Source organism: Salinibacterium sp. NG22, from assembly GCF_015864925.1.
In the GTDB taxonomy this organism is placed as follows: domain Bacteria; phylum Actinomycetota; class Actinomycetes; order Actinomycetales; family Microbacteriaceae; genus Rhodoglobus.
The window spans coordinates 353694-373872 of record NZ_JADYWG010000002.1; the positions used below are offsets into that span (position 1 = coordinate 353694).

The 20179-nt window shown below is 61.4% G+C and carries 18 protein-coding genes; 5 read left to right on the top strand and 13 right to left on the bottom strand.

Annotated elements, in window-relative coordinates; all coding sequences use genetic code 11:
* Positions 1 to 72 precede the first annotated feature (72 nt).
* Genes I6E81_RS11250 through I6E81_RS11260 form a run of 3 tightly spaced genes read left to right on the top strand, consistent with a single transcriptional unit; the run spans position 73 to position 2876 of the window.
* Positions 73 to 927, top strand: coding sequence for a CoA ester lyase (locus I6E81_RS11250; protein WP_197107693.1), 855 nt, complete (start codon positions 73 to 75; stop codon positions 925 to 927).
* Between the two features lie 38 nt (positions 928 to 965).
* Positions 966 to 2120 (top strand): thiolase family protein, encoded by a 1155-nt coding sequence (locus tag I6E81_RS11255; RefSeq protein ID WP_197107695.1) that lies wholly within the window; start codon positions 966 to 968, stop codon positions 2118 to 2120.
* Positions 2121 to 2876 (top strand): 3-hydroxyacyl-CoA dehydrogenase, encoded by a 756-nt coding sequence (locus I6E81_RS11260; RefSeq protein ID WP_197107697.1) that lies wholly within the window; start codon positions 2121 to 2123, stop codon positions 2874 to 2876.
* A gap of 60 nt (positions 2877 to 2936) precedes the next feature.
* Here the strand turns inward: I6E81_RS11260 and I6E81_RS11265 are convergent, their stop codons facing one another.
* The 7 genes from I6E81_RS11265 to I6E81_RS11295 form a co-directional block, all read right to left on the bottom strand.
* Positions 2937 to 3689, bottom strand: coding sequence for an amino acid ABC transporter ATP-binding protein (locus I6E81_RS11265; protein WP_197108559.1), 753 nt, complete (start codon positions 3687 to 3689; stop codon positions 2937 to 2939).
* 26 nt (positions 3690 to 3715) lie between these two features.
* A complete protein-coding gene (locus I6E81_RS11270; RefSeq protein ID WP_197107699.1) occupies positions 3716 to 4729 on the bottom strand; it encodes an amino acid ABC transporter permease in 1014 nt (337 codons plus the stop codon).
* A 4-nt stretch (positions 4730 to 4733) separates the two neighbouring features.
* Positions 4734 to 5630, bottom strand: coding sequence for an ABC transporter substrate-binding protein (locus I6E81_RS11275; RefSeq protein ID WP_197107701.1), 897 nt, complete (start codon positions 5628 to 5630; stop codon positions 4734 to 4736).
* Positions 5631 to 5847: 217 nt separating this feature from the next.
* Positions 5848 to 6375 (bottom strand): hypothetical protein, encoded by a 528-nt coding sequence (locus tag I6E81_RS11280; protein ID WP_307783928.1) that lies wholly within the window; start codon positions 6373 to 6375, stop codon positions 5848 to 5850.
* A gap of 75 nt (positions 6376 to 6450) precedes the next feature.
* Positions 6451 to 6930: a GNAT family N-acetyltransferase gene (locus I6E81_RS11285; RefSeq protein WP_197107703.1), complete on the bottom strand. Its 480-nt coding sequence runs from the start codon at positions 6928 to 6930 to the stop codon at positions 6451 to 6453.
* On the bottom strand, positions 6927 to 7925 hold the full coding sequence (locus tag I6E81_RS11290) for a ribonucleotide-diphosphate reductase subunit beta (protein WP_197107705.1): 999 nt from the start codon (positions 7923 to 7925) through the stop codon (positions 6927 to 6929). Before I6E81_RS11290 ends, I6E81_RS11285 begins: the two co-directional genes overlap by 4 nt.
* A 79-nt stretch (positions 7926 to 8004) precedes the next feature.
* Positions 8005 to 10446, bottom strand: coding sequence for a ribonucleoside-diphosphate reductase subunit alpha (locus I6E81_RS11295; protein WP_197107707.1), 2442 nt, complete (start codon positions 10444 to 10446; stop codon positions 8005 to 8007).
* Positions 10447 to 10672: 226 nt separating this feature from the next.
* Between I6E81_RS11295 and I6E81_RS11300 the strand changes: the two genes are divergently transcribed.
* Entirely contained in the window at positions 10673 to 11881 is a 1209-nt protein-coding gene (locus I6E81_RS11300; RefSeq protein ID WP_197107709.1) for an MFS transporter, read from the top strand.
* A gap of 64 nt (positions 11882 to 11945) precedes the next feature.
* Here the strand turns inward: I6E81_RS11300 and I6E81_RS11305 are convergent, their stop codons facing one another.
* From I6E81_RS11305 to I6E81_RS11320, 4 genes are read right to left on the bottom strand one after another with little or no spacing between them, the layout of a single operon-like run.
* Positions 11946 to 12944, bottom strand: coding sequence for an aldo/keto reductase (locus I6E81_RS11305; RefSeq protein ID WP_197107711.1), 999 nt, complete (start codon positions 12942 to 12944; stop codon positions 11946 to 11948).
* An 18-nt stretch (positions 12945 to 12962) separates the two neighbouring features.
* The gene (locus I6E81_RS11310; RefSeq protein ID WP_197107712.1) at positions 12963 to 14834 is read right to left on the bottom strand and encodes a carbohydrate-binding domain-containing protein; all 1872 of its coding nucleotides are present in this window, start codon (positions 14832 to 14834) and stop codon (positions 12963 to 12965) included.
* A gap of 21 nt (positions 14835 to 14855) precedes the next feature.
* Entirely contained in the window at positions 14856 to 15728 is an 873-nt protein-coding gene (locus I6E81_RS11315) for a VTC domain-containing protein (protein ID WP_197107714.1), read from the bottom strand.
* The gene (locus I6E81_RS11320; RefSeq protein WP_197107715.1) at positions 15725 to 16369 is read right to left on the bottom strand and encodes a DUF4956 domain-containing protein; all 645 of its coding nucleotides are present in this window, start codon (positions 16367 to 16369) and stop codon (positions 15725 to 15727) included. Before I6E81_RS11320 ends, I6E81_RS11315 begins: the two co-directional genes overlap by 4 nt.
* A gap of 154 nt (positions 16370 to 16523) precedes the next feature.
* On the opposite strand from I6E81_RS11320, the gene I6E81_RS11325 reads away from it, so the two are divergent.
* Positions 16524 to 17231: a M50 family metallopeptidase gene (locus I6E81_RS11325; protein ID WP_197107717.1), complete on the top strand. Its 708-nt coding sequence runs from the start codon at positions 16524 to 16526 to the stop codon at positions 17229 to 17231.
* Positions 17232 to 17281: 50 nt separating this feature from the next.
* Here the strand turns inward: I6E81_RS11325 and I6E81_RS11330 are convergent, their stop codons facing one another.
* Both I6E81_RS11330 and I6E81_RS11335 read right to left on the bottom strand, forming a co-directional pair.
* On the bottom strand, positions 17282 to 18529 hold the full coding sequence (locus I6E81_RS11330) for an FAD-dependent oxidoreductase (RefSeq protein ID WP_197107719.1): 1248 nt from the start codon (positions 18527 to 18529) through the stop codon (positions 17282 to 17284).
* Positions 18530 to 18603: 74 nt separating this feature from the next.
* Complete coding sequence (locus I6E81_RS11335) at positions 18604 to 20067, bottom strand: CdaR family transcriptional regulator (RefSeq protein ID WP_197107721.1); 1464 nt, start codon at positions 20065 to 20067, stop codon at positions 18604 to 18606.
* Positions 20068 to 20179: the final 112 nt, after the last annotated feature.

The following is a 20179-nucleotide window of genomic DNA, read 5'->3' on the forward strand; positions in this document are numbered from 1 at the left end:
CCCCACAAGTTACTCTGGAGGCTGCGAGAAGCACGATAACCGGCCTCTCTTCTGAAAGAAAGCAGTTCACGCGTGTCCGAAAGCACCACCGATCACCCGACCACCCACGAAGTTTCCGCCGAGATCGCGCGCTCGTGGCTTTTGGTTGCCGCAACTCGCCCCGAAGACTTCGACGCCGCTGAGCGCTCACGCGCCGACCAGATCATCCTCGACGTTGAGGATGCCGTAGACCCGCGCCTCAAGTCCACAGCTCGCGATTCCGTTGTCGAATGGTTGAGCAATGGTGGCAGCGGGTGGGTTCGCATCAACGACCGCACCTCCGATTTCTGGTCAGACGATGTGGATGCTCTCGCCGGTCTCCCCGGCTTGCGCGGAGTCATGCTGGCTAAGGCCGAAGCAGCAGCTCACGTTTCTGAAACCTTCGACCGCCTCAAGGGAGTCACTCCCGTGATCGCCCTCGTGGAGTCGGCCCTCGGCATTGAAGAAGCCGTGTCGATTGCCCGCGCCCGCGGCGCCTACCGTCTTGCCTTTGGCAGTGGCGACTACCGTCGCGACACCGGTGCCAGCGCCGACGACCTCGCCATGGCCTACCCTCGCTCGCGCCTGGTTATCGCCAGCCGCGTCGGCAACCTGCCCGGCCCCATCGACGGCCCAACCGTCGGCACGAGCCACCCCGTTCTTCGCGAACAGGGCGGCATGGCCGTTTCCCTCGGCATGACAGGCAAGCTGTGTCTCGACATCGAGCAGCTGCCGATCATCAACGAAGTCATCAGCCCTACTCGTTCGGATGTCGCGTGGGCTCGCGAATTCTTGGAAGACTTCGAAGCTCGTGGCCGCGTCATCCGCGACGGCAGTGACCTGCCCCGCCTTGGCCGCGCACAGAAGATTGACAAGCTCGCTCGCGCGTTCGGTGTCGAACCGGCCTAACCGTAGTGCTTAAGCGGACTCGCCGTTAGTCTTGAACCATGACAACGGCAGTCATTGTTGACGCGATTCGTACGCCTTCGGGCCGGGGAAAACCGGGCGGAGCGCTCTCTGGCGAGCATCCGGTCGATCTCCTCGCTGTGGTGTTACGCAGCCTCGTCGACCGACACGATCTCGACCCCGCCACCATCGATGATGTGATGGCGGGCTGCGTCACGCAATCCGGCATGCAGGCGGTCAATATCGCCCGCAATGCAGTGCTCGCAGCGGGGCTTCCCGAGACGGTGCCAGGCACCACAATCGATCGTCAGTGTGGCTCAAGCCAGCAGGCCGCCCACTTCGCTGCGCAGTCGATCATGGCGGGCGTGAACGACGTCGTAATCGCGTGCGGTGTGGAACTCATGAGTTCTCACCCCATCGGCCAAGCCACCCTCGGCTACAGCACCACGAGCTCATTGCTCGACGACCGCTACCCCGCAGGCCTCGTGAATCAGGGCATCTCCGCCGAGCTCATTGCGGCACGCTGGGGGCTCGACCGCGATGACCTCGATGTCTTCGCCGCGCTCTCGCATGCCCGTGCTTCCGCCGCCGATTTCAGCGCCGAGATTCTGCCCATCGGCGAGTTCAGCCACGATGAAACGATCCGGCCAGGCACGACAGCAGAAGGTCTCTCCGGCCTCGGCCCAGCCTTCTACGATGCCGAGATTGCCGCCCGTTTCCCCGAGATTCAGTGGAAGGTCACCGCGGGCAACTCTTCGCCCCTCACCGACGGCGCTTCGGCGGTGCTCATCATGAGCGAAGAGCGCGCTGCCGCTTTGGGGCTCCGGCCACTCGCACGGTTCCACTCCTTTGCGGTCGTCGGCTCCGACCCGATTGAAATGCTGACCGGGATCATCCCCGCAACCCACCGTGTGTTGGAGCGCAGCGGCATCCGCCTCGATCAGCTCGACAGCATCGAAGTCAACGAAGCGTTTGCCTCGGTCGCTCTCGCCTGGCTGCAAGAGTTCCCGGTCGATCCCACGATCGTGAACCCGCGCGGCGGCGCCATTGCCCTCGGTCACGCCCTCGGCTCGTCCGGCACACGCCTACTCACCACTCTCGTCAACCAGCTCGACAGCACCGGCGGTCGTTATGGCCTTCAGGTCATGTGCGAAGGCGGCGGCATGGCCAACGCAACCCTCATCGAAAGGCTCTAATTGAAGATTCAGGATGCCGCAGCACTCATCACCGGTGGCGCAAGCGGACTCGGTCTTGCTACCGCCCACGCTCTCGCCGCGCAGGGTGCGAAGGTCACCATCGCCGACCTTCCCAGCTCCCGTGGAATCGAGATCGCCGCCGAATATGGCTTCCTGTTCGCACCAACCGATGTGCGCTCAGAGGTGGATGTTGAGGCTGCCGTTGCCCTCGCCTCCTCAACCGCACCGCTGCGCATCGTCGTGAACTGTGCTGGCGTTGCGACCCCGGGCAAGACGCTCGGCCGCAAGGGAGTGCTGCCGCTCGACACCTTCGAGACCGTGATCGGCATCAACCTCACGGGAACGTTCAACGTCATCCGCCTCGCGGCGGCCGCGATGGTCGAAACCGACCCCATCGACGGCGAGCGTGGCGTGATCGTGAATACGGCATCCGTCGCAGCCTTTGACGGCCAGATTGGTCAGCCCGCTTATGCGGCGTCGAAAGCTGGCGTCGCAGGCATGACGCTTCCACTGGCCCGTGAGTTCGCTTCGGCCCTGGTGCGCGTCATGACAATCGCCCCCGGCATCTTCGAGACGCCGATGATGGCGGGCCTGCCGCAGGAGGCGCAAGATTCACTTGGGGCGCAGGTGCCGCATCCGTCACGACTTGGACGGCCCGACGAATATGCCTCACTCGTGCAGCACATCGTGGAGAACCCCATGCTCAATGGTGAAGTCATTCGCCTCGACGGTGCGATCCGGATGCAGCCGCGCTAGCAGCAGCACCCGGATCGACCTAAGCCCGCAAGCGAGCCAAGGGAACCCAGCGAATCGCGCTTAGAGCACCTTCGAGAGGAAGGCCTTCGTGCGGCCGTGCTGCGGGTTGCCGAGCACCTCGTCGGGGTCACCCGACTCGACGACAACGCCGCCATCCATGAACACGAGCTGGTCAGCGACTTCGCGCGCGAACCCCATCTCGTGCGTGACCACGATCATGGTCATGCCGGATTCGGCGAGACCCTTCATGACGTCGAGCACTTCGCCCACGAGTTCCGGGTCGAGAGCCGACGTCGGCTCGTCGAAGAGCATGAGCTTGGGCTCCATGGCGAGAGCGCGCGCAATGGCCACTCGCTGCTGCTGACCACCGGAAAGGTGTGCCGGGTAGGCATCCTCTTTCTCGGCCAGCCCAACCTGCGCGAGAAGTTCGCGGCCCTTCGCGATTGCAGCGTCCTTCTTCACCCTGTTGACGCGGATGGGCGCCTCAATGATGTTTTCAAGGGCCGTCATGTGCGGGAACAGATTGAAGCGCTGGAACACCATGCCGATATCGCGGCGCTGGCGGGCGGCTTCGCGTGGCTTGAGCTCATAAAGCTTGTCGCCGCGTTCTTCGTAACCGACCAGGACACCGTCGACACTGAGTCGACCGGCATCCACATTCTCTAGATGATTGATGCAGCGCAGGAACGTCGACTTGCCGGAGCCACTTGGGCCAACCAGGCACATCACTTCGCCCTGGGGCACCGAGAGCGAAATGCTCTTCAACACCTCATTGGAACCGAAACTCTTCGAGACGCGATCGGCATGCACCATCGGTGCGCCGCTTGTCGTTGCGTTCGTCATCGGTGCTCCTTTCCTGACGGATCCGTACTGGAATCGGATGCCTCACCCGGAGTGTCAATAACACCGGTCTTCACCGAGATCGCTCCCGTCTCCGTGCCCGCCTTCTCGGGGCGTGCTTGACCAACACCGCGCGAGAAGCGCTTCTCGAGGAAGTACTGGCCGACCATCAGGATCGAGGTGAACAGCAGGTACCAGGCCGAGGCTACGAGCAGCAGCGGGATGGGGTCGAAGATCACGACAGAGATGTCGCGCGAGCGACCGTAGAGCTCGAGGCTGAACGGAATGGCGGTGACCAGCGAGGTGGTCTTGAGCATCGAAATGACTTCATTGCCGGTGGGCGGAATGATGATGCGCATTGCTTGAGGGATGACGACCCGCGTCATCGTCTGCATCCACGACATTCCGAGGGCGGTTGCCGCCTCGTCCTGCCCCTTGTCGACCGAAAGGATTCCGGCACGCACAATCTCGGCCATGTAGGCAGATTCGTTGAGCGCCAACCCGATCACGGCAAGCCAGAACACGCTGATGAGGTCGCTGGTCTCCAACGACAGCCACGGCTCAGTGAACGGGATGCCGACATCGATCGTGGAATAGATCGTGGCGAACAGTCCCCAGAATACGAGTTGCACATACACCGGAGTGCCGCGGAAAACCCAGAGGTACAGCCAAGCAATGCCCTTGACGACGGGGTTATCAGACAGCCGCATTACGGCCAGGGTGACACCGAGGATGATCGCAATGACCATCGAATACACCGTCAGCAGCAGGGTGTAGCCGGCAGCCTGCGAGATGCGCTGGTCGAAGATGTATTTGCCGAAGTTCGCCCAGCCATAAGCCTCACGCTGAGACGCGTCGACGAGAAAGAGCACGAGCATCGCGACGAGGATGACCGCGATGACATTGCGCCAGGGGTGGCGGAGACGAATCGCTTTGATCGCCTCTGCTTGATCAACGCCGTTCGGCGACACCTGTGCAGGTGTCGCCGAACGGTCAGAGCGTGATGCAGCCATCTACTTAGCTGGACGTTGCCGCGTTGATGGTGATGGACGAGACGGCGCCACTGAAGACGCCCCAGTCATCAAGGATCGCCTTGTAGGTTCCGTCATCGACCATCGACTGCAGCGCCGCCTGGAGGGCATCCGACAGCGCCGAATCCTTCTCTACAGCGATGCCGTACGGTGCGGTGTCAAACGAGTCGCCTGCGAGTTCAATCTTGTCGCCAACCTGGCTCACCGCGTACTGGGTGATGGGCGAGTCAGCGCTCATGGCGTCCGCACGGCCCAGAGCGAGAGCGTTGGTCGCCTCGTCTTGAGTGTCGAACTTGAGAATGTCGATGGGCTCCTTGCCGGCATCCGTGCATTCCTGCGACTTCGCGGGAAGCTCGTCAGTCTCTTCGTACGTCGCGGTCTGCACTGCAACCGTCAGGCCACACGCATTCGCGGGATCAACGTCGACGCCAATGAGCTGGGCCCACTGAATTCCAGCCTCGTAGTAGTTGACGAAGTCGACGACCTTCTCGCGCTCTTCATTGTCGGTGAAGGAGGAAAGCCCGATGTCGTAGCTACCGCCGGTGACGCTGGGGATGATCTTGTCGAAGCTGGAGGGCTGGTACTGGGTGTCGAGACCGAGCTTGGCAGCCATGGCGTTGCCGAGGTCAACTTCCCATCCGATGGGGTTACCCGCGTCATCCTTGTACTCGTTGGGAGCGTAGGTCGGGTCGATACCGATTACGAGAACGCCGGCCTCTTTGATGTCGTCGGGCAAGAGGGCAACAGCTGCTTCGTCAATGCCGACCTCAACAGTGCTGCCGCCGGTGGTACCGGTGTCGGTGTCGGTGCTGTTGTCAACACATCCCGACAGTGCGAGGACGGTGACGACGGCCAATGCTGGCAGCGCGTAGGTGATTTTCATGGTGCAACCTTTTTCTTTATCCCGATGAAAGCTGGTGCCGGCGATAAGGCGTCGCCCCTGACGGGTGCGCCACTGAATCATCGACGCTGGAAGCCTACCCCCGGGTGCGCGCAATATTACGCTCACTTGCGCCGTGTACTTGCGGCACCAAGAGAGCAGTGACGAATATTCAGCGGATGCACGGCTCAGCGGCAGCCCCGGAGCACGAATGCGGGGCTTAGTACTCGCCCTGCGTCGCAGCTTCGAGCTCGGCCAAGTTGATGGTGCGCAGCTCACGAAGCCGTGTATCGCGGTCTTTCAGGTACTGCGGATCAGCGGTCGGAATATACGAATCGCGCAGCTTCGCGATAATCGCCGTGCCAATCTCACTCCACGCTAGTTCGCGCGCCTCATCGATGATGGCCGAAATGAGTTCGCCATTCATGGATGCTTGGCGCAGGCCTTCAGCGAGCCCCGCCTGCACGGCGCGGTTGCGGTCAGAGTGGGAGCCACGAAGCAGCGGTTCCGTCTGCTCGGCGAGGTGGTCGAATTCGACGTGCACCAAGCCAGCTAACGCACCGTCGTCGTAGTCGAGGTGGTCACGGGCGGCATCCACGATAATGCGGTTCTTGACGGCCATTCGCACGGCATTACGCGCGATCAGCACGCCCTCTTCGACTACCCGTTCGATGGGTGCCGCTTCGACAGGCTCGGGCGCCTTAAACTTGCCCAAGTTAAGGCGCGGGCGCCGCCGAAAAATACTCACAGTGCAATTGTTCCGGGTTAGGTCGATGAGGGGTATCCCCCATCCGGTGCAGCTTAGATGGCGAAGCTGAACGGACTATAAAGACTTCTCATAACAGACGCTGAAAGGGATCGCTGCGTAGGTGCCGAATACATCGATGCGTTCGTAACCAAGGCTCTCGTAGAGCGCCATTGCGGGCGTCTGCAAGTTGCCCGTCTGCAGAATCAGTGAGCGTGCATTCACTTCGCGAGCAACTGCTTCTAGCTCGAGCATCAGCAGACGCGCTGCGCCTTTGCCACGGTGACGAGAGTCGACGAATACCTTTTTCACTTCAAGCGATTGCTCAAAGGGACGAAGGGCCGCATGCCCAATCACTGTGTCTCCGTCGAGCACCAACAGCGTGTGGCTGATGTCATCGGGCGAGACAGTCAACGCCGCTCTCACCGCGGTGCGTCCGGCATCGTCAAGATCAGCCTGACGGCCGGCATAGATCGCGCCCGTCTCTTCATCCATCGCCGCTCGCTGCTCGACCGCTCGCGGGTCTAACCAACCGACCCGCGCAACGGTCAGGCTCACTCGACTTTGGCTTTGGTGGTTGCCGACGCGTTGGCCTCGTATGAGGTGTTGGTCGACTCAAAGAAGTTCACGAGCTCAAGAGTGTCATTGGCTGTCGCCATCCACTTGGCCGGGTTCGAGACCTTGTAGTGCGCCTCGAATCCGAGCTCCTCCAAACGACGGTCAGCCAGGTACTTGACGTACTGGTTGATGTAGTTGGCGTTGAGGCCGAGAATGCCACCGGGGAGCAGGTCGTGGTTGTAGGCCTCTTCCATCTCCACAGCATCCAAGATCATCTGGCGAATTTCGTCAGCGAACTCTTCGGTCTGAATCTCGGGGTTCTCTTCGAGCACCGTGAGAATCAGGTTGATACCAAACTTGAGGTGCAGGCTTTCGTCGCGAACAACCCAGTCCATGAGCGAACCGAAGTTGCGCAGCAGGTTGCGCTGGCGGAACGACAAAGCAACCATGAAGCCCGAGTAGAACCAGATGCCTTCGAGCACCACGTTGTAGGCAACGAGGTTACGGATGAAGTCCTGCTTGCCCTCGATGGTGTTGATGTCGAGAGTTTGCTCCGTCATGCGACGGATGTACTTCATCTCAAACTCTTCCTTGCGCGCCATCGACGGCACATCAACGTGAGAGTTGTAGGCCGCTTCACGGTCGATGGGGAAGGTTTCGAGAACGTACTCGAAGCTCATGCAGTGGTTAGCTTCTTCCCACATCTGCTTCGCGAGGTACAGCGAGCATTCTGCGGCAGAAACGTAGGGGTACACGCCGAAAGCGAGTGCCTTATTGACGAGCAGCTCATTCGGGTTGAAGTAGCTCATGAGGAACGTCACTGCGTGACGCTCTTCATCAGTCATCTTCTTGAAGTCGGCGATGTCTTCGCCCAGCTGGATCTCGTTAGGGAACCACGTGTTGGCGACGGCCTGGTCGTACAGGTCCATTGCCCACTGGTACTTGATCGGCTTCAGCAGGAGGCCGTCTTGGAGGCCTGTTCCTAGAATTCCCATTACTGGCAGCTATCGCACTGCAGGTCGTCCATGGGATCGACGGGAACGAAGTAGTCGTCTGTGGTGTTTTCGCGGTTCATTATGCTTCTGCCTTCTTTGCGAACCCGCCGAAGCCTCGGCGTGCGGGGGTTGATGATGCTGCTGTTGCTCCGGTCTCAGACGCGGCAGCCTTAGTCGACGAGATCTCCTCGGACTTGTTGACCTTGACGGTCGACTGCTCTGCCTGGTGGCGGGGCTTCATGTGGAGGTAATAGGTGGTCTTGACGCCGCGCGACCAGGCGTCGAAGTAGATGTCCATCATGTCTCCGAGGTCACGCGTCTCGAGGTACATGTTGCGGCTGATCGCCTGGTCAATCCACTTCTGGGCACGAGCGGCAACCTCAAGGAACGCATACGGCGAGAGCTGGAAGCTCGTCTTGAATACGGCCTTGATGTCGTCGGGGATGCCGGCAACGTTCTGGATGTCACCCTGGCTGCGCAGGATGGCTTCGCGGTTCTTTTCCCACAGTCCGTGCTCCTGAAGAGTCGCAACAAGGTTGCGGTTCACTTCGAGGAACTTGCCGTTCGAGGTTGAGCGGCTGAAGATCTGCGAGAACTGCGGGTCGAGGCCGGGCGTGGTGCCGGCAACGAGACCAATGGATGCGGTGGGTGCGATCGCCATGAGCGTTGCGTTACGCATTCCGCCCTTGACCTTCTCGCGCATGGCATCCCAGTCGAGGCGTGTCTTGCGGTTGACCTTGATCTCCATGCCACGGTCTTCTTCCGTGAGCGCGATGGAGTCGAGCGGCACGAGGCCCTCCGACCAGCGGCTGCCTTCGAAGTTCGTGTACGAGCCACGCTCCTTAGCGAGCTCGGTGCTGGCGTCGATCGCAGCGTAAGAAACGTGCTCCATGATTTCGTCGATGAGGTCGTAGGCCTCTTCGCTCTCGTAGCTGTAGCCGAGCTTCTCGATGATGTCGGTGAAGCCCATCACGCCGAGACCAACCGCACGGTTCTGCTCGTTGGAGAAGTCTGCTTCTTTCACGCTGGAGCGAGTGATGTCGATGAGGTTGTCGAGCTGGCGCACAGCCAGTCGAGCGCTCTCGGCGATCTTCACGAAGTCCACTCCGCCCTCGGGGAGGAGGTGACGCGAGAGGTTGATCGACGCAAGGTTGCAGACGGAGACGTTGTCTTCATCCTGCGGGAGCGTGATCTCGGTGCAGAGGTTGGAGAGGTGGATCGTGCCCGTGTTGTTGTTGAGCGCACGGTTGTTGATCGTGTCTTTGAAGGTCAACCACGGGTGGCTCGACGTCTGCAAAGAGATGAGGATCGACTTGAACTGCTCGCGAGCACCGATCTTCTTGAACATGTGCATTTCGCCGGCATCCGCCATCGCAACATATTCGTTGTAGCGCGTGGAGAACGCCTGGCCGTACAGCTCGTTGAGGTCAGTGACTTCGAGCGGGTCGAAGAGGTACCAGGAGTCGTCGTTCTGAACGCGCTTCATGAACTCGTCGCTGATCCACACGGCCGTGTTGGCGGTGCGGGTGCGACGGTAGGGGTCACCAGAGTTGCTGCGGAGTTCGAGGAACTCCGGGAAGTCCATGTGCCAGTTCTCCATGTAGAAGCAGAGGGCGCCGAACTTCTTGCCACCGCGGCTGACCGCACGCAGGATCGAGTCGATCGTGTGCATGAACGGGATGGGACCGGTTGAGGTGGTGTTGTTGGAGCGGATGGGCGAACCCTGAGCGCGAAGCTTGGTGACCGAGAGGCCAATTCCGCCGGTGCCCTTGGTGAGCCACATGACATCGCGCGTCGTCTTGGCGATGTGCTCCATGTCGTCTTGCATTTCCATGACGAAGCAGTTGGCGAGCTGCGGGTAGATCGTTCCCGCGTTCACGAGAGTGGAGCCGGCAGCCAAGTATTCGAGGCTCGACATCTTTTCGTAGAACTTGAGGGCAGCCTCGTTCGGGTTCGCTTCGTTGAGCGAGAGGCCCATTGCGATGCGCATCCAGAAGTACTGCGGAACCTCAAGAGCGTCGCCGTTGCGACCCTTGATGCCGTAGCGGTTGTTGAGGGTGACAACACCGATGTACTTGAGCAGCTCGTCGTGAGCGGGCTCAAGGTGCTCGGCGAGAGCATCCAAGTCGAACATGGTCGTGAGGCGCGGGTCGAGCAATCCCTCTTCAACGCCACGGATGACGTTGGGGCCGAAGTGCTCTTTGTGCAGGCGCTTGAGGTCAGCAGCGTCGGTGTAGTCACCGAGAACGCGCTTGTAGATGGTCTTGAGGAGAAGACGGGCTGCAACAGTGTCGAACGCCGGGTCGTCTTTAACGTTCTGGAGCGCTACTTGGATAACAGCTTCGTCGAGCTGCTGCGTCGTGATGCCGTCAAACAGCGTCAGTTCGAGCTCGGAAGCGATCTGGGTTACCCACGTGATGTTGTCGTCGAGACCAGTGGCGGCATCTTCAATTGCGAGGTTGATCTTGTTGGCGTCATACGGCTCTCGCTGACCGTTGCGCTTGACGACTGTAATTGCCACGAAAACTCCCTAAAATCCCCATAAAACCTCGAAAACCGCGACCCCCGGCCAAGCGGTCTCACCACTATATATCGTGGGTGCCACCTGTCGCCAACCCTAGATGTAGTGGGCGTGTCCTCCACAGGTGTGGATAACTTCGCGGAGTTTTCCACAGCCTAGGGATAACCACTGACACCCGAAAACCCGCTGAAATCCGGGCCATTTGGCCAGCTAAGCTGGAGTCCTTGTGAACGCATACATCGACCTGTTGAAAACTCCGGGCATCGCCAGAATCATTGCCGCCCAGCTCACCGCGCGACTGCCCGGCGGCATGCTTTCGTTGGCGATCCTTCTTCACGTCGAGCAGATCCACAATTCCTACGGTGCTGCCGGCCTCGTGCTCGCCGCAACGAGTATCGGGCAAGGCGTGGCCGGGCCTCTCACGAGCCGTTGGATGGGCATTTGGGGAATGCGCAAAGTACTCATCCTCACCCTCATCATTTCAGCGACCGCAATCTTCACCATCGCACTCGCTCCGCTCAGCGTCGGCATGTTCATGGTCGTGGGTCTCATCGCTGGACTCAGCAACCCGCCCGTGCAGCCTGCTGTGCGCACGATCTACCCCAAAATGGTGAACTCGAAACAGCTCACCCCACTGTTCTCTCTCGATGCCTCCGCGCAAGAAATCATTTGGGTTGCCGGCCCTGTAGTTGCTACTTTCCTCGCGATCCAGATCTCGACCACCACGGCCATTGTGGTTGCTGGCGCGTTTCTCATCGGCGGCGGAGCCTGGTTCATTGCCAGTCCCGAAGTCGGTCAGGTGCGCATCCCGCGCAGCAAACGTTCATTCGGCACCGTACTTCGGCGCCGCCCCGTCTTGCTGGCAACGATCACCGGGTTCCTGCTGGTCGGCGCGGCATCAGCAGTCGAAGCATCCGTCGTTTCAGTGTTCGGTCATGACGGCCCTCAAGCAGGCTTCGTGCTCGGCATCTGGGCGATTGGTTCACTCCTTGGCGGCCTGTTCTTGGGCCATTTGCCCATCGGACCATGGGCACTCGCCCGTCGCATGTTCATCGTTTTCGTCGGCATGGCCTTGGCGATGATCTACCTCGACTTCTGGTGGCTCGCCGCCATGCTGCTCATTGCTGGGGTCGGCATCGCGCCAGCCTTCGCAGTCATTTTCGCCATCGTTTCCGCCAGCGTAAAGTTCAGCGATACCGCCGAAGCCTACGGCTGGGTCGGCACTGGTCAGCTCATTGGCGCAGCGCTCGGCTCAGCAATCGCCGGATTCCTGATCGACCTTCACGGGCCCATCGGCGGGTTCTGGGCGGCAACCGTCATCGCCGCACTGGGAGCACTCGTCCCCGCACTACTCCGCGGTTGGCACCCCGACCTACGCGGCAAAGACGCGAGCCCCATCCCCGACACCGAACCGATCAGCACACTGCGCCAATAGCAACCGCGTCAGGCAGTCCCCCTAAGCGTTCGCGCTTGGGGCACCAAGCACGCTCGTGCTCGTACTACCAGCGCGGATGCACAGCCGCACGGAAGTGGCGGTCGTAAATGTCGCGCACCCCGGCCATGAAACCCTCGCTCAGCTCCGGCACTTCGCCAGCACCAGCATTGGACTGAGCCTGAGCAACGTTGCGTGCTCCCGGAATCACTGAACTGACGCCGGGCTGCTGGGCCACCCACGCCAGAGCAACCTGCGGGGTCGAGAAGTCAGCAACAGCGGGCTCGGCAGCGAGCAGCGCCGCAAACTCCCCCGCCGCAGCAACTCCGGTCTCGAAGTCGACGCCAGAGAAGGTCTCGCCCACATCAAACGCTTCACCGTTGCGGTTGTAGGTGCGGTGATCGTTTTGCGCGAACGTCGTGTCGACGCGGTACTTGCCGCTGAGCAGCCCCGAGGCCAGCGGAACACGGGCGATGATTCCGACACCGGCATCGAGCGCGGCCGGGAGTACCTCATCCAACGGCTTGAGACGGAACGCGTTGAGGATAATTTGCACGCTCGCGACGTTAGGTCGCGCGATCGCGGCGAGCGCCTCATCCGCGGTCTCAACACTCACGCCATAGGCCGCAATCGCACCGTCGGCAACGAGGGTGTCGAGGTCGTCAAAGACAGCATCCATGCTGAAGACCGCGGTGGGAGGGCAGTGCAGTTGCACGAGATCGAGGGTGTCGACGCCGAGATTGCGGCGCGAGCGGTCGGTCCATTCGCGGAATTTTGCGAGAGTGAAGTTGCTCGGGTCTTGGGCTTCGCGGCGCCCCATCTTGGTGGCGACCGTAATGTCGAGCTCAGGGCGGTCAGCGAGGTAGCTACCAATGAACTTTTCGCTGCGACCATCACCATAGACATCGGCGGTGTCGAAGAAGGTGACTCCGCCATCCGCTGCGGTGTCGAGCACGCTGCGAGCATCCGCCTCGCTCACGTCACCCCAGTCCGCACCGAGCTGCCAGGTGCCAAGACCGATTGCGGAAACAGAGCGGCCGGTGCGGCCGAGAGTGCGAATATCCATGGGATAACGCTACGCCCTCTAGCTGTCGGTTGGCACGCCATCAGTGGGTGCTTGGCGCTCGGGGCGGTCGGTGGCACCGGTTCCTGATCTGGCGCCTGCCCGCTCTCCCGAAACACTGCCGACAGGGTCTTCGCCGCCGATAGCCGTCGAGACGAGGGTGGCCGCTGAGTCGTCGCCCGCGTGTGCAAAGCCGCCAAGAATGGTGTCGCCCACGGCGCCGCCGGTATAGGCGTCGTAGCTTGCACCGGCCACGATCACGTCAGAGCTAAAGACAATCGACTGGGTTGTTTTCAGGGTGGTGAAGGCCGCTACCGCATTGCCGGCGCTATCGACGAGAGTCACCACCGTGTCCGCGGGGAGGTCGGTATCGAACGTGAACGAGACAGTGGCCTGTTCGGATTCGGCGTCCGGCGCTTCTGCCATTGCCGAGCTGCCTGCTGCAAGAAGTGTTCCGCCCGAAATGGTGAAGGTGCTGTCGGTATCGAGCGCGCCATTGCGACTGTCGGTGGTGCCGGTGACAACGATCGTTCCGCCCTCAATGCTGGCCACACCGTTCACGTCAATACCGTCGTTGCCAGAATCGATCAGAATCTCCCCACCGGTGATCAGCAAAGTGTTGGTGCTTTCGGCGACGTCCTCTGTTCCCGTCGCCGGCCCACCAGCTTCGTCGCCGTCAGGACCGTCCGATGACGACACGTTGATGCCATCGTCGCTCGCGGTGACATCGATGAAGCCGCCCGAAATCGTGACGGCCTGACCTTCGATGCCCTCGGCACTCTGGGTGATGAGCAGGGTTCCGTCGCTGATGTAAGCGGTGCCCTCGGCGTGGAAACCGTCATCACCGGTTGCGAGCGTGACGTCGCCCGAGGCGAGGTGAATGGCGCCATCGGAGTGCACCGCGTCATCCGAAGAATCGACGGTAACGCTAGCGCCCTCGAGCACGGTGAAGTCGCCTGACTTCAGCCCCTTCGACGACACATCAGCATCGGCGAGAACAGCGGCCCCGCCACCGGCCACCACTGCGAGTGAGCCGCCCGTGACGACCAGATCGGTTTCTGCCTGCACGCCGTCGCCCGCGGCATCCACAACCACAATGCCTGCCGTGATCGCAATGAAACCGCGAGTTTCTTCGTCTTCGTTGTCAGCTTTGAGTCCGTCGCCGCCCGCCGTGACCGTGACGTCGCCGCCCTGAATCACGAGGTAATCCTTGCCACGGATGCCGTCATCAACGGCGTCGACAGCGATGCTTCCCGAGTCGATTGTGAGCCCATCGGAGCTCGCGATCGCATCGTTCGCGTTGCCGGTTACAGCGAGCGAGCCGTCACCCCAAATGAGGAGATCGGTACTGCTATCGAGCGCTGCCCCCGCCTCGGAATCCTCGGCATAAGCGCTCGTGTCACTGAGCGAATTGGCGCTGCCACTCGCCAGAGCAATCTGTGCCTCATCCGCCGCCGCGAAATGGATCGCGGCCGTGGTCGAGCTGGAGATATCCGCACCATCGAGCACGAGACGCACAATGCCCTCGTCGGCGGTATCGACAATGACCTGGCCATCATCGAGGGTGCCACCGAGCACATAGGTACCCGCCGTGGTGATCGTGATCGTGCTGCCCTCAATAACCGCACCGGCACCACTGGCGATCGCCGTCGACCCCTGCAGAGCGATCGACACCGCCTGCGCAACGGTGTAGTCAAAGTCGGTGGATGCCGTGGGCTCGGTGTCGTTCGCCGCCATGATCTGCTCGGCATTCTGCGTCGCGTCAATACCCAGAGCCCCTACCGCGGCCGCCTCAGACGCGGTGTCGCCGAGGGCCGTAGTGGAGCATCCGGCCAACACCACAGTGAGCACAATCGTGGAGAGACTGACGGCAAAGAGCTTCGACTTTCTCACGGCATCCTTAGGGTGGGGCGGTTAGGCGGCGAGAACCGAGGCCGGGTCTTGGGCTTCAAGGGCCGGAGTGAAGTGGCGGCGCAATACGCGTGCCCACCGGTTGTTGGGGAGTTCTGGCCGCAACGCAGCGAGCCCCGTCGCAAACTTGGAAATGCGGTCGGGGCGGTGCCCCATTCGCCACAGGATACGGTCAACCTCGCTGGCCTGACCTGACGACTTCGTCTCCACAATTACCGTGTCGGCGAACGACAGTTCAGTAGTGCCGAACTCGGCATCGTCGAACTCGGAGCTGTCGGGGCCGGAGCTGTCGGGGCCGTCGGCGGCGTGCTCGTCGGCGGCAGTGCGCTGCCAGGCGAGTGAACTGTCGATCGTGCAGCGGCTGCCGCTGGCAGGCAAGAACAGGGTGGTGCGGGTGTAGCGGGTGGTGAGCACCGGCTCCATTGTCTCCGTATCGATTCCCTCGACCGAAGCGTCGTGCAGCAGTTCGTCGATGTAACCACGGCCGGCCTCCGTGAGGTGATCGCGCTCGTCGAAGCTATACGGCAAACGCTGCTTGGCGGTGGTTCCCCGCGAGCCCTTGGTCTTGACCTCGAGGTAGCAGTCGCCGGTGTCCATGTAGCTGCGAGTGCGAGCCTTGAAGCGGCGACGACGCGGGTGGGCCGCCAGCAAGTAGCTGGCGGCATCCGGAGTATCGAAGTAGACCGATTCGTAGTCGAAGTGCTGCTGACTGTTGATCTCCAGCACCCTGGCCTGGTCTTCAAGCTCACCGAGCAGTGCGACCAGATCGGAAGCCGGCACCAGATACTTGCGGTCAACGCGCGTCAGGAGAGAGGCCCGTTCGGCCAACTCCTCAAGCGAGATCGTGGCGAAGCGTTCGGTGTTGGGGGTAGTCATCGGTGTGCTCCTTCCAGGAGCTCTGACGCGGTGGTCGGGGCGGTGGCACTCGAGGTGTGGGCGCCGCCGGTGATCCGGTAGCGCACATCCACCACGGTGGTGTCGTTGACAAGGTCAAGCTTGGTGATCGTGAGGGAGTGCACCTGAGCGCCAAGCAGGTTCTCGAGGCGCAGACGCAGGATGGACTCGTCGGCGATTGCGGCATCCAGAGTCACCGTCTGCTGACGGTAAGCGCGGAACAGTCGCGGGCTATCTCCGAAGGTCATGACCAGCAGAATCATCGCCATGAGAGCGGGAGCCACAAAGCTAGCGAGGGCCGTGCTGGTAGTGGTACTCGAAAGATCAGCCGCGCCGAGCCCGGCAATGAGACCGAGAGCCAGAGCCGCGAAGTAGTAAGCCACCTCGTGTTGCGCGATCTCAGAGGAGCGCAGACGGATGATGGAAAGCACGCCGAAGAGGCCGAGACCGAGACCAACACCCACCGCGCTATCGGCGAGCATGACCGTGACGGCCATGACACCCACGTTCACAATGAGGTAAGCCACGAGCAGGTCGCGGCGGCGGTGGCGAGCAAAGTACAGAGCGAAGGTGAGAAGGCCGATGGCGACAAGGTCAAGGGCGATCATGGTGAGTTGGCTCATTGCGGGCCTCCAGGTTGGTGCGGACGGTGATCGTGCTTTCACGCTGATACTCATTGAGCCCGAGAACCCTATGTACTTTCTATGAACAGACTTCGCGCGGCGTGGGAGTCTGAAGCTGGCTCAGAATGAACGCCGCAGGTGAGAGAATTCGAGGATGGATGCCCTCCTCGACTCTCTCGCCCGCACAACGCCCGTCGACATTTCGCCGACCCTGCTGATCGTGATCGTGGCCGCCGCAGCCGTGCTGAGCATCCCGCAGCCGATTTGGAAATGGTTTGGACTCTTCACGACCCTCGTGCACGAACTCGGGCACGCCGTTGGCGCGATCCTGACGGGTCGCTTCGTTCACGGCATGAAAATCCGCATGAATCACTCGGGCGAAGCCGTCAGCAGTGGGCGCGGCAAACTCGGCTCCGTCATCAGTGGATCGCTTGGCTACCCGGCTCCCGCAATCGTCGGAGCCGTGCAACTCTGGTGCGTCACGCAGGGTTACACCGCTATGGCATTGTTCGTCGGCGGGATCATCCTCGTGCTCACCCTGCTCGTGATCCGCAACCTCTTTGGCTTCCTCGTTGTCGCCGTCTCCGCCGCCGCGAGCGCCGCCCTCTGGGTGTGGGCAACGCCCGAACAGCAAAGCTACGTATTGCTGATTATCGCGATTGCGCTTCTCGTGGGAAGCGTGCGCGGCCTCGCCACTGTGATCGGCGTACACACTCGTCGCCGTGACCAACTGAACACCTCAGACGCCTACCTGCTCTTCAAACGGACAGGCGTACCGTCGGTCTTCTGGCTGCTCGTGTTTGCTGCGCTGATCGGTGCCAGCGTGGTCTGGGCCGTCACCATGGTGCTCGAAACGTACTAGCGCGGTCTCGCCTGTCCAGGCCAGAACGGCCGGAGCTGCGCTGATCGCTGCTAGGTGCGCGGCCGCAGAATTCCGCGTGCGATGCGTTCCGGGCGGAACCCGTAGCCCACAAGCCTCGCCAAAAGAGGACGAAGGCGCGGGAGAACCACCGCGATCACAAAGCGTTCGCGCAAGCGCGGTGGGTTGTGCAGAACGACTCCACTTGTCGCGCGATTGATGAGCCGATGCGCTACCCGTTGCATGCGCTGCATGAGCGCCGTCGGAAGCGCACGGCGACGCTGCAGCGCAGCACACGCCGCATCGATCGCTGCGGCATCCGTTCCCTTGCTCCGCAGTGTGGGAACCAGGATGTTTGCGAGAGCAACCGCATCCTGAATCGCGTAGTTGATGCCCACGCCGAAAGCGGGCGACATGGCATGGGCGGCGTCCCCGATACACAGCGCGCCAGGAACGGACCATTCGCGCAAGCGGTTGATCTGCACCGACAACAGCTTCACATCATCGAAGCTGCCAATCTCGGCCGTGACGTCAGCCAGACGCGGGGCGATACTCGCGATCGTGTGACGGAAGGCTTCGATGCCGGCCGTCTGAAACTCAGGAAAAGTGCCCTTGCGGATGAGGAGCCCGCACTGAAAATAATCCGGCCGCGGAATCGTCACGAGAGCAGAACCATTCCGGATGTTCGCCAAGGTATCCCGCATTGGTTGTGTCGGCCGCGGCACCCGAAACCACAACACATCAATGGGAACGCCGTAATCAACGGGCACCAAACCGAGCGAGTCTCGCACGGCAGAATCGCGCCCATCAGCCGCAATCGTGAGCGCGGCATTCACGCGCACAGGGCCATCAGGCGTGCTCGCCTCAACACCGACCACTCGGCCGTTTTCCTGAATTTCCGACTGCGCGGTCGCCTCAAGCACCAGCCGGAACGAAGGCTGTGTGCGCGCTTCCTCAACGAGCAACGTCAACAGATCCCACTGCGGCATGAGCGTGACATAACGATGCGGGGCTGGCAGGGTTGTGAAATCAACCGCCTGCACTCGGATGCCATCAATGACCGCATCCAGACTCGACAGTTCGCTGTGCTCGATAGCTTTCGCAGAGGTGCCGAGCCCCAACTGGTCGAGCAGATTCAGCGTGGAGGGGTGCACCGTGTCGCCGCGAAAATCGCGCAGAAAGTCAGCGCGCTTCTCCAACACCACAACATCGATGCCAGCGCGGGCAAGGATGAGCCCGGCCACAATTCCCGCCGGACCTCCGCCCGCAATACAGACAGTGGCATCGAGTTGTCGAGCCATGAGAGTTCCCTCCGTTGGCCTCCACGGTACTCCCCCGCCGCAGCGGATCAGCTAGACCGCTGTGAGCTCTACCTCTACCTTTCTAGGGCTCGCAATGCGAGCCACGCAGCAGTGCGGTCGTCTGGGTTCTCCATAGAGAGCCCCGTTCGGTCTTCGATCTGACGCAGTCGCGAACTCAGAGTCTGCCGATGGATGACGAGTTGCGTTGCCGTAATCCCGAGCGATCCATTCTCTGCAAGGTATACCCGGAGAGTGCGCGTGAGCTCACCGTGCTGACCATCGTTTTCGCGCAACCCGTTGAGGGTTCTGGCGAGGTTCGCTTGCGCGTCACTATCGAGCTGATCGAGCACGAACCGCACAGTCGGCAACGCTTCGTATTGAACGTGGACCTGCCCGTCAGCAAGTGCAACCTGATGCGCTTGGCGAGCTTCGGATGCACTCTGCTCCAGGTGTTCAATCGGCGAGCTTGTTCCGAATCCGCAGCGAAGGGGCACGTTCACTTCTCTCGCGTAGTCCATGATTCGCGCAGCCACAGCATCAACGCGGTCGTCGCGGATGAAGCCCAAGACGGCCCCATTCTCCAACGTCATCACGTGCATCCAGCCGAGCTCATCGAACCAACGCGTCACAAGCCGCTCGAGGTCGACCGACTTGGACCGAGAGCTGAGCACGAAAGCAGTAAGGCGATCGTCATGCACTCCCCAGCGCCGGAGCAGGGTTCGCGGATCTGCTGACTGACCCGTCAACAGGCTGGTAATCATGACGTCCCGACCGAGCCTGTCCGCGGTGGTGTTGTCGTGGGTGCGCAACAGCAAGTCAAGCAGCGCCGCTCCGTGTGACGAAAGGTCCCGAATGCGGCTCATCGCTCCGGCTCTCGAGGCGACTACGAGATAGGCGGTGAGGTCCTCGCTGGCGCCCACCGGGTGCAACTGGAGACCGGGGTGCCGCACTCGGACCGGCTGATTGAGCGCAACGGCGGCCGCATCGCGCACGTGCAGGGCTCCCGCGCCTGAACTGGCAATTGCATGCCCCTGGCTGTCGAGCAGTACTGCCCAACCATCGATCCGATGAGCTAGCTCCGCCATGACAGCTTTCACTCCACCACGTCGCGCAACCTGCGTGAGCACTTTCGTGCCGCTCGTCACGAGTCGGTCCTCCGCCGCTTGGTCAACTGCCAATGCCGCCGCAATCTCGGTGAGCACGGCGCTCCGGCTTCGCGGCGGACACAGTATTGCCATCACGCCGCTGTCCTCGATCAACCGTTTGACAACTATCCCATCGGCACCCGCAGCTCCCGCAGGGCTTGTGTCCACGATGAGTACACCTGCACGAACTGCATCCGTTCGGGGATCGTCGGAGCGCAAGAGAGCAGCCAATTCACCTGAGGTCACCACAATCGCTGTTACAAACTGAGGGTGGGCGTGCACGGTGAGATCGCGCGCCAAAATAACGGAGTCGATGGGCGTAGTTGCCCTCCTATCAGCATTTTTGAGCGTTCCACCGAGCAGCCGCGTCAGGGAAAGAACGTCGAATGCCATTGTCTGAGTGTACATAATCGTGGAAACTCAGGAACTTTCCACACTCTTTCACAGTGCCCAGCGAATTTCCACGCCCTACCATCGGCGTAATCATCCACGCACTCAGGAGGCA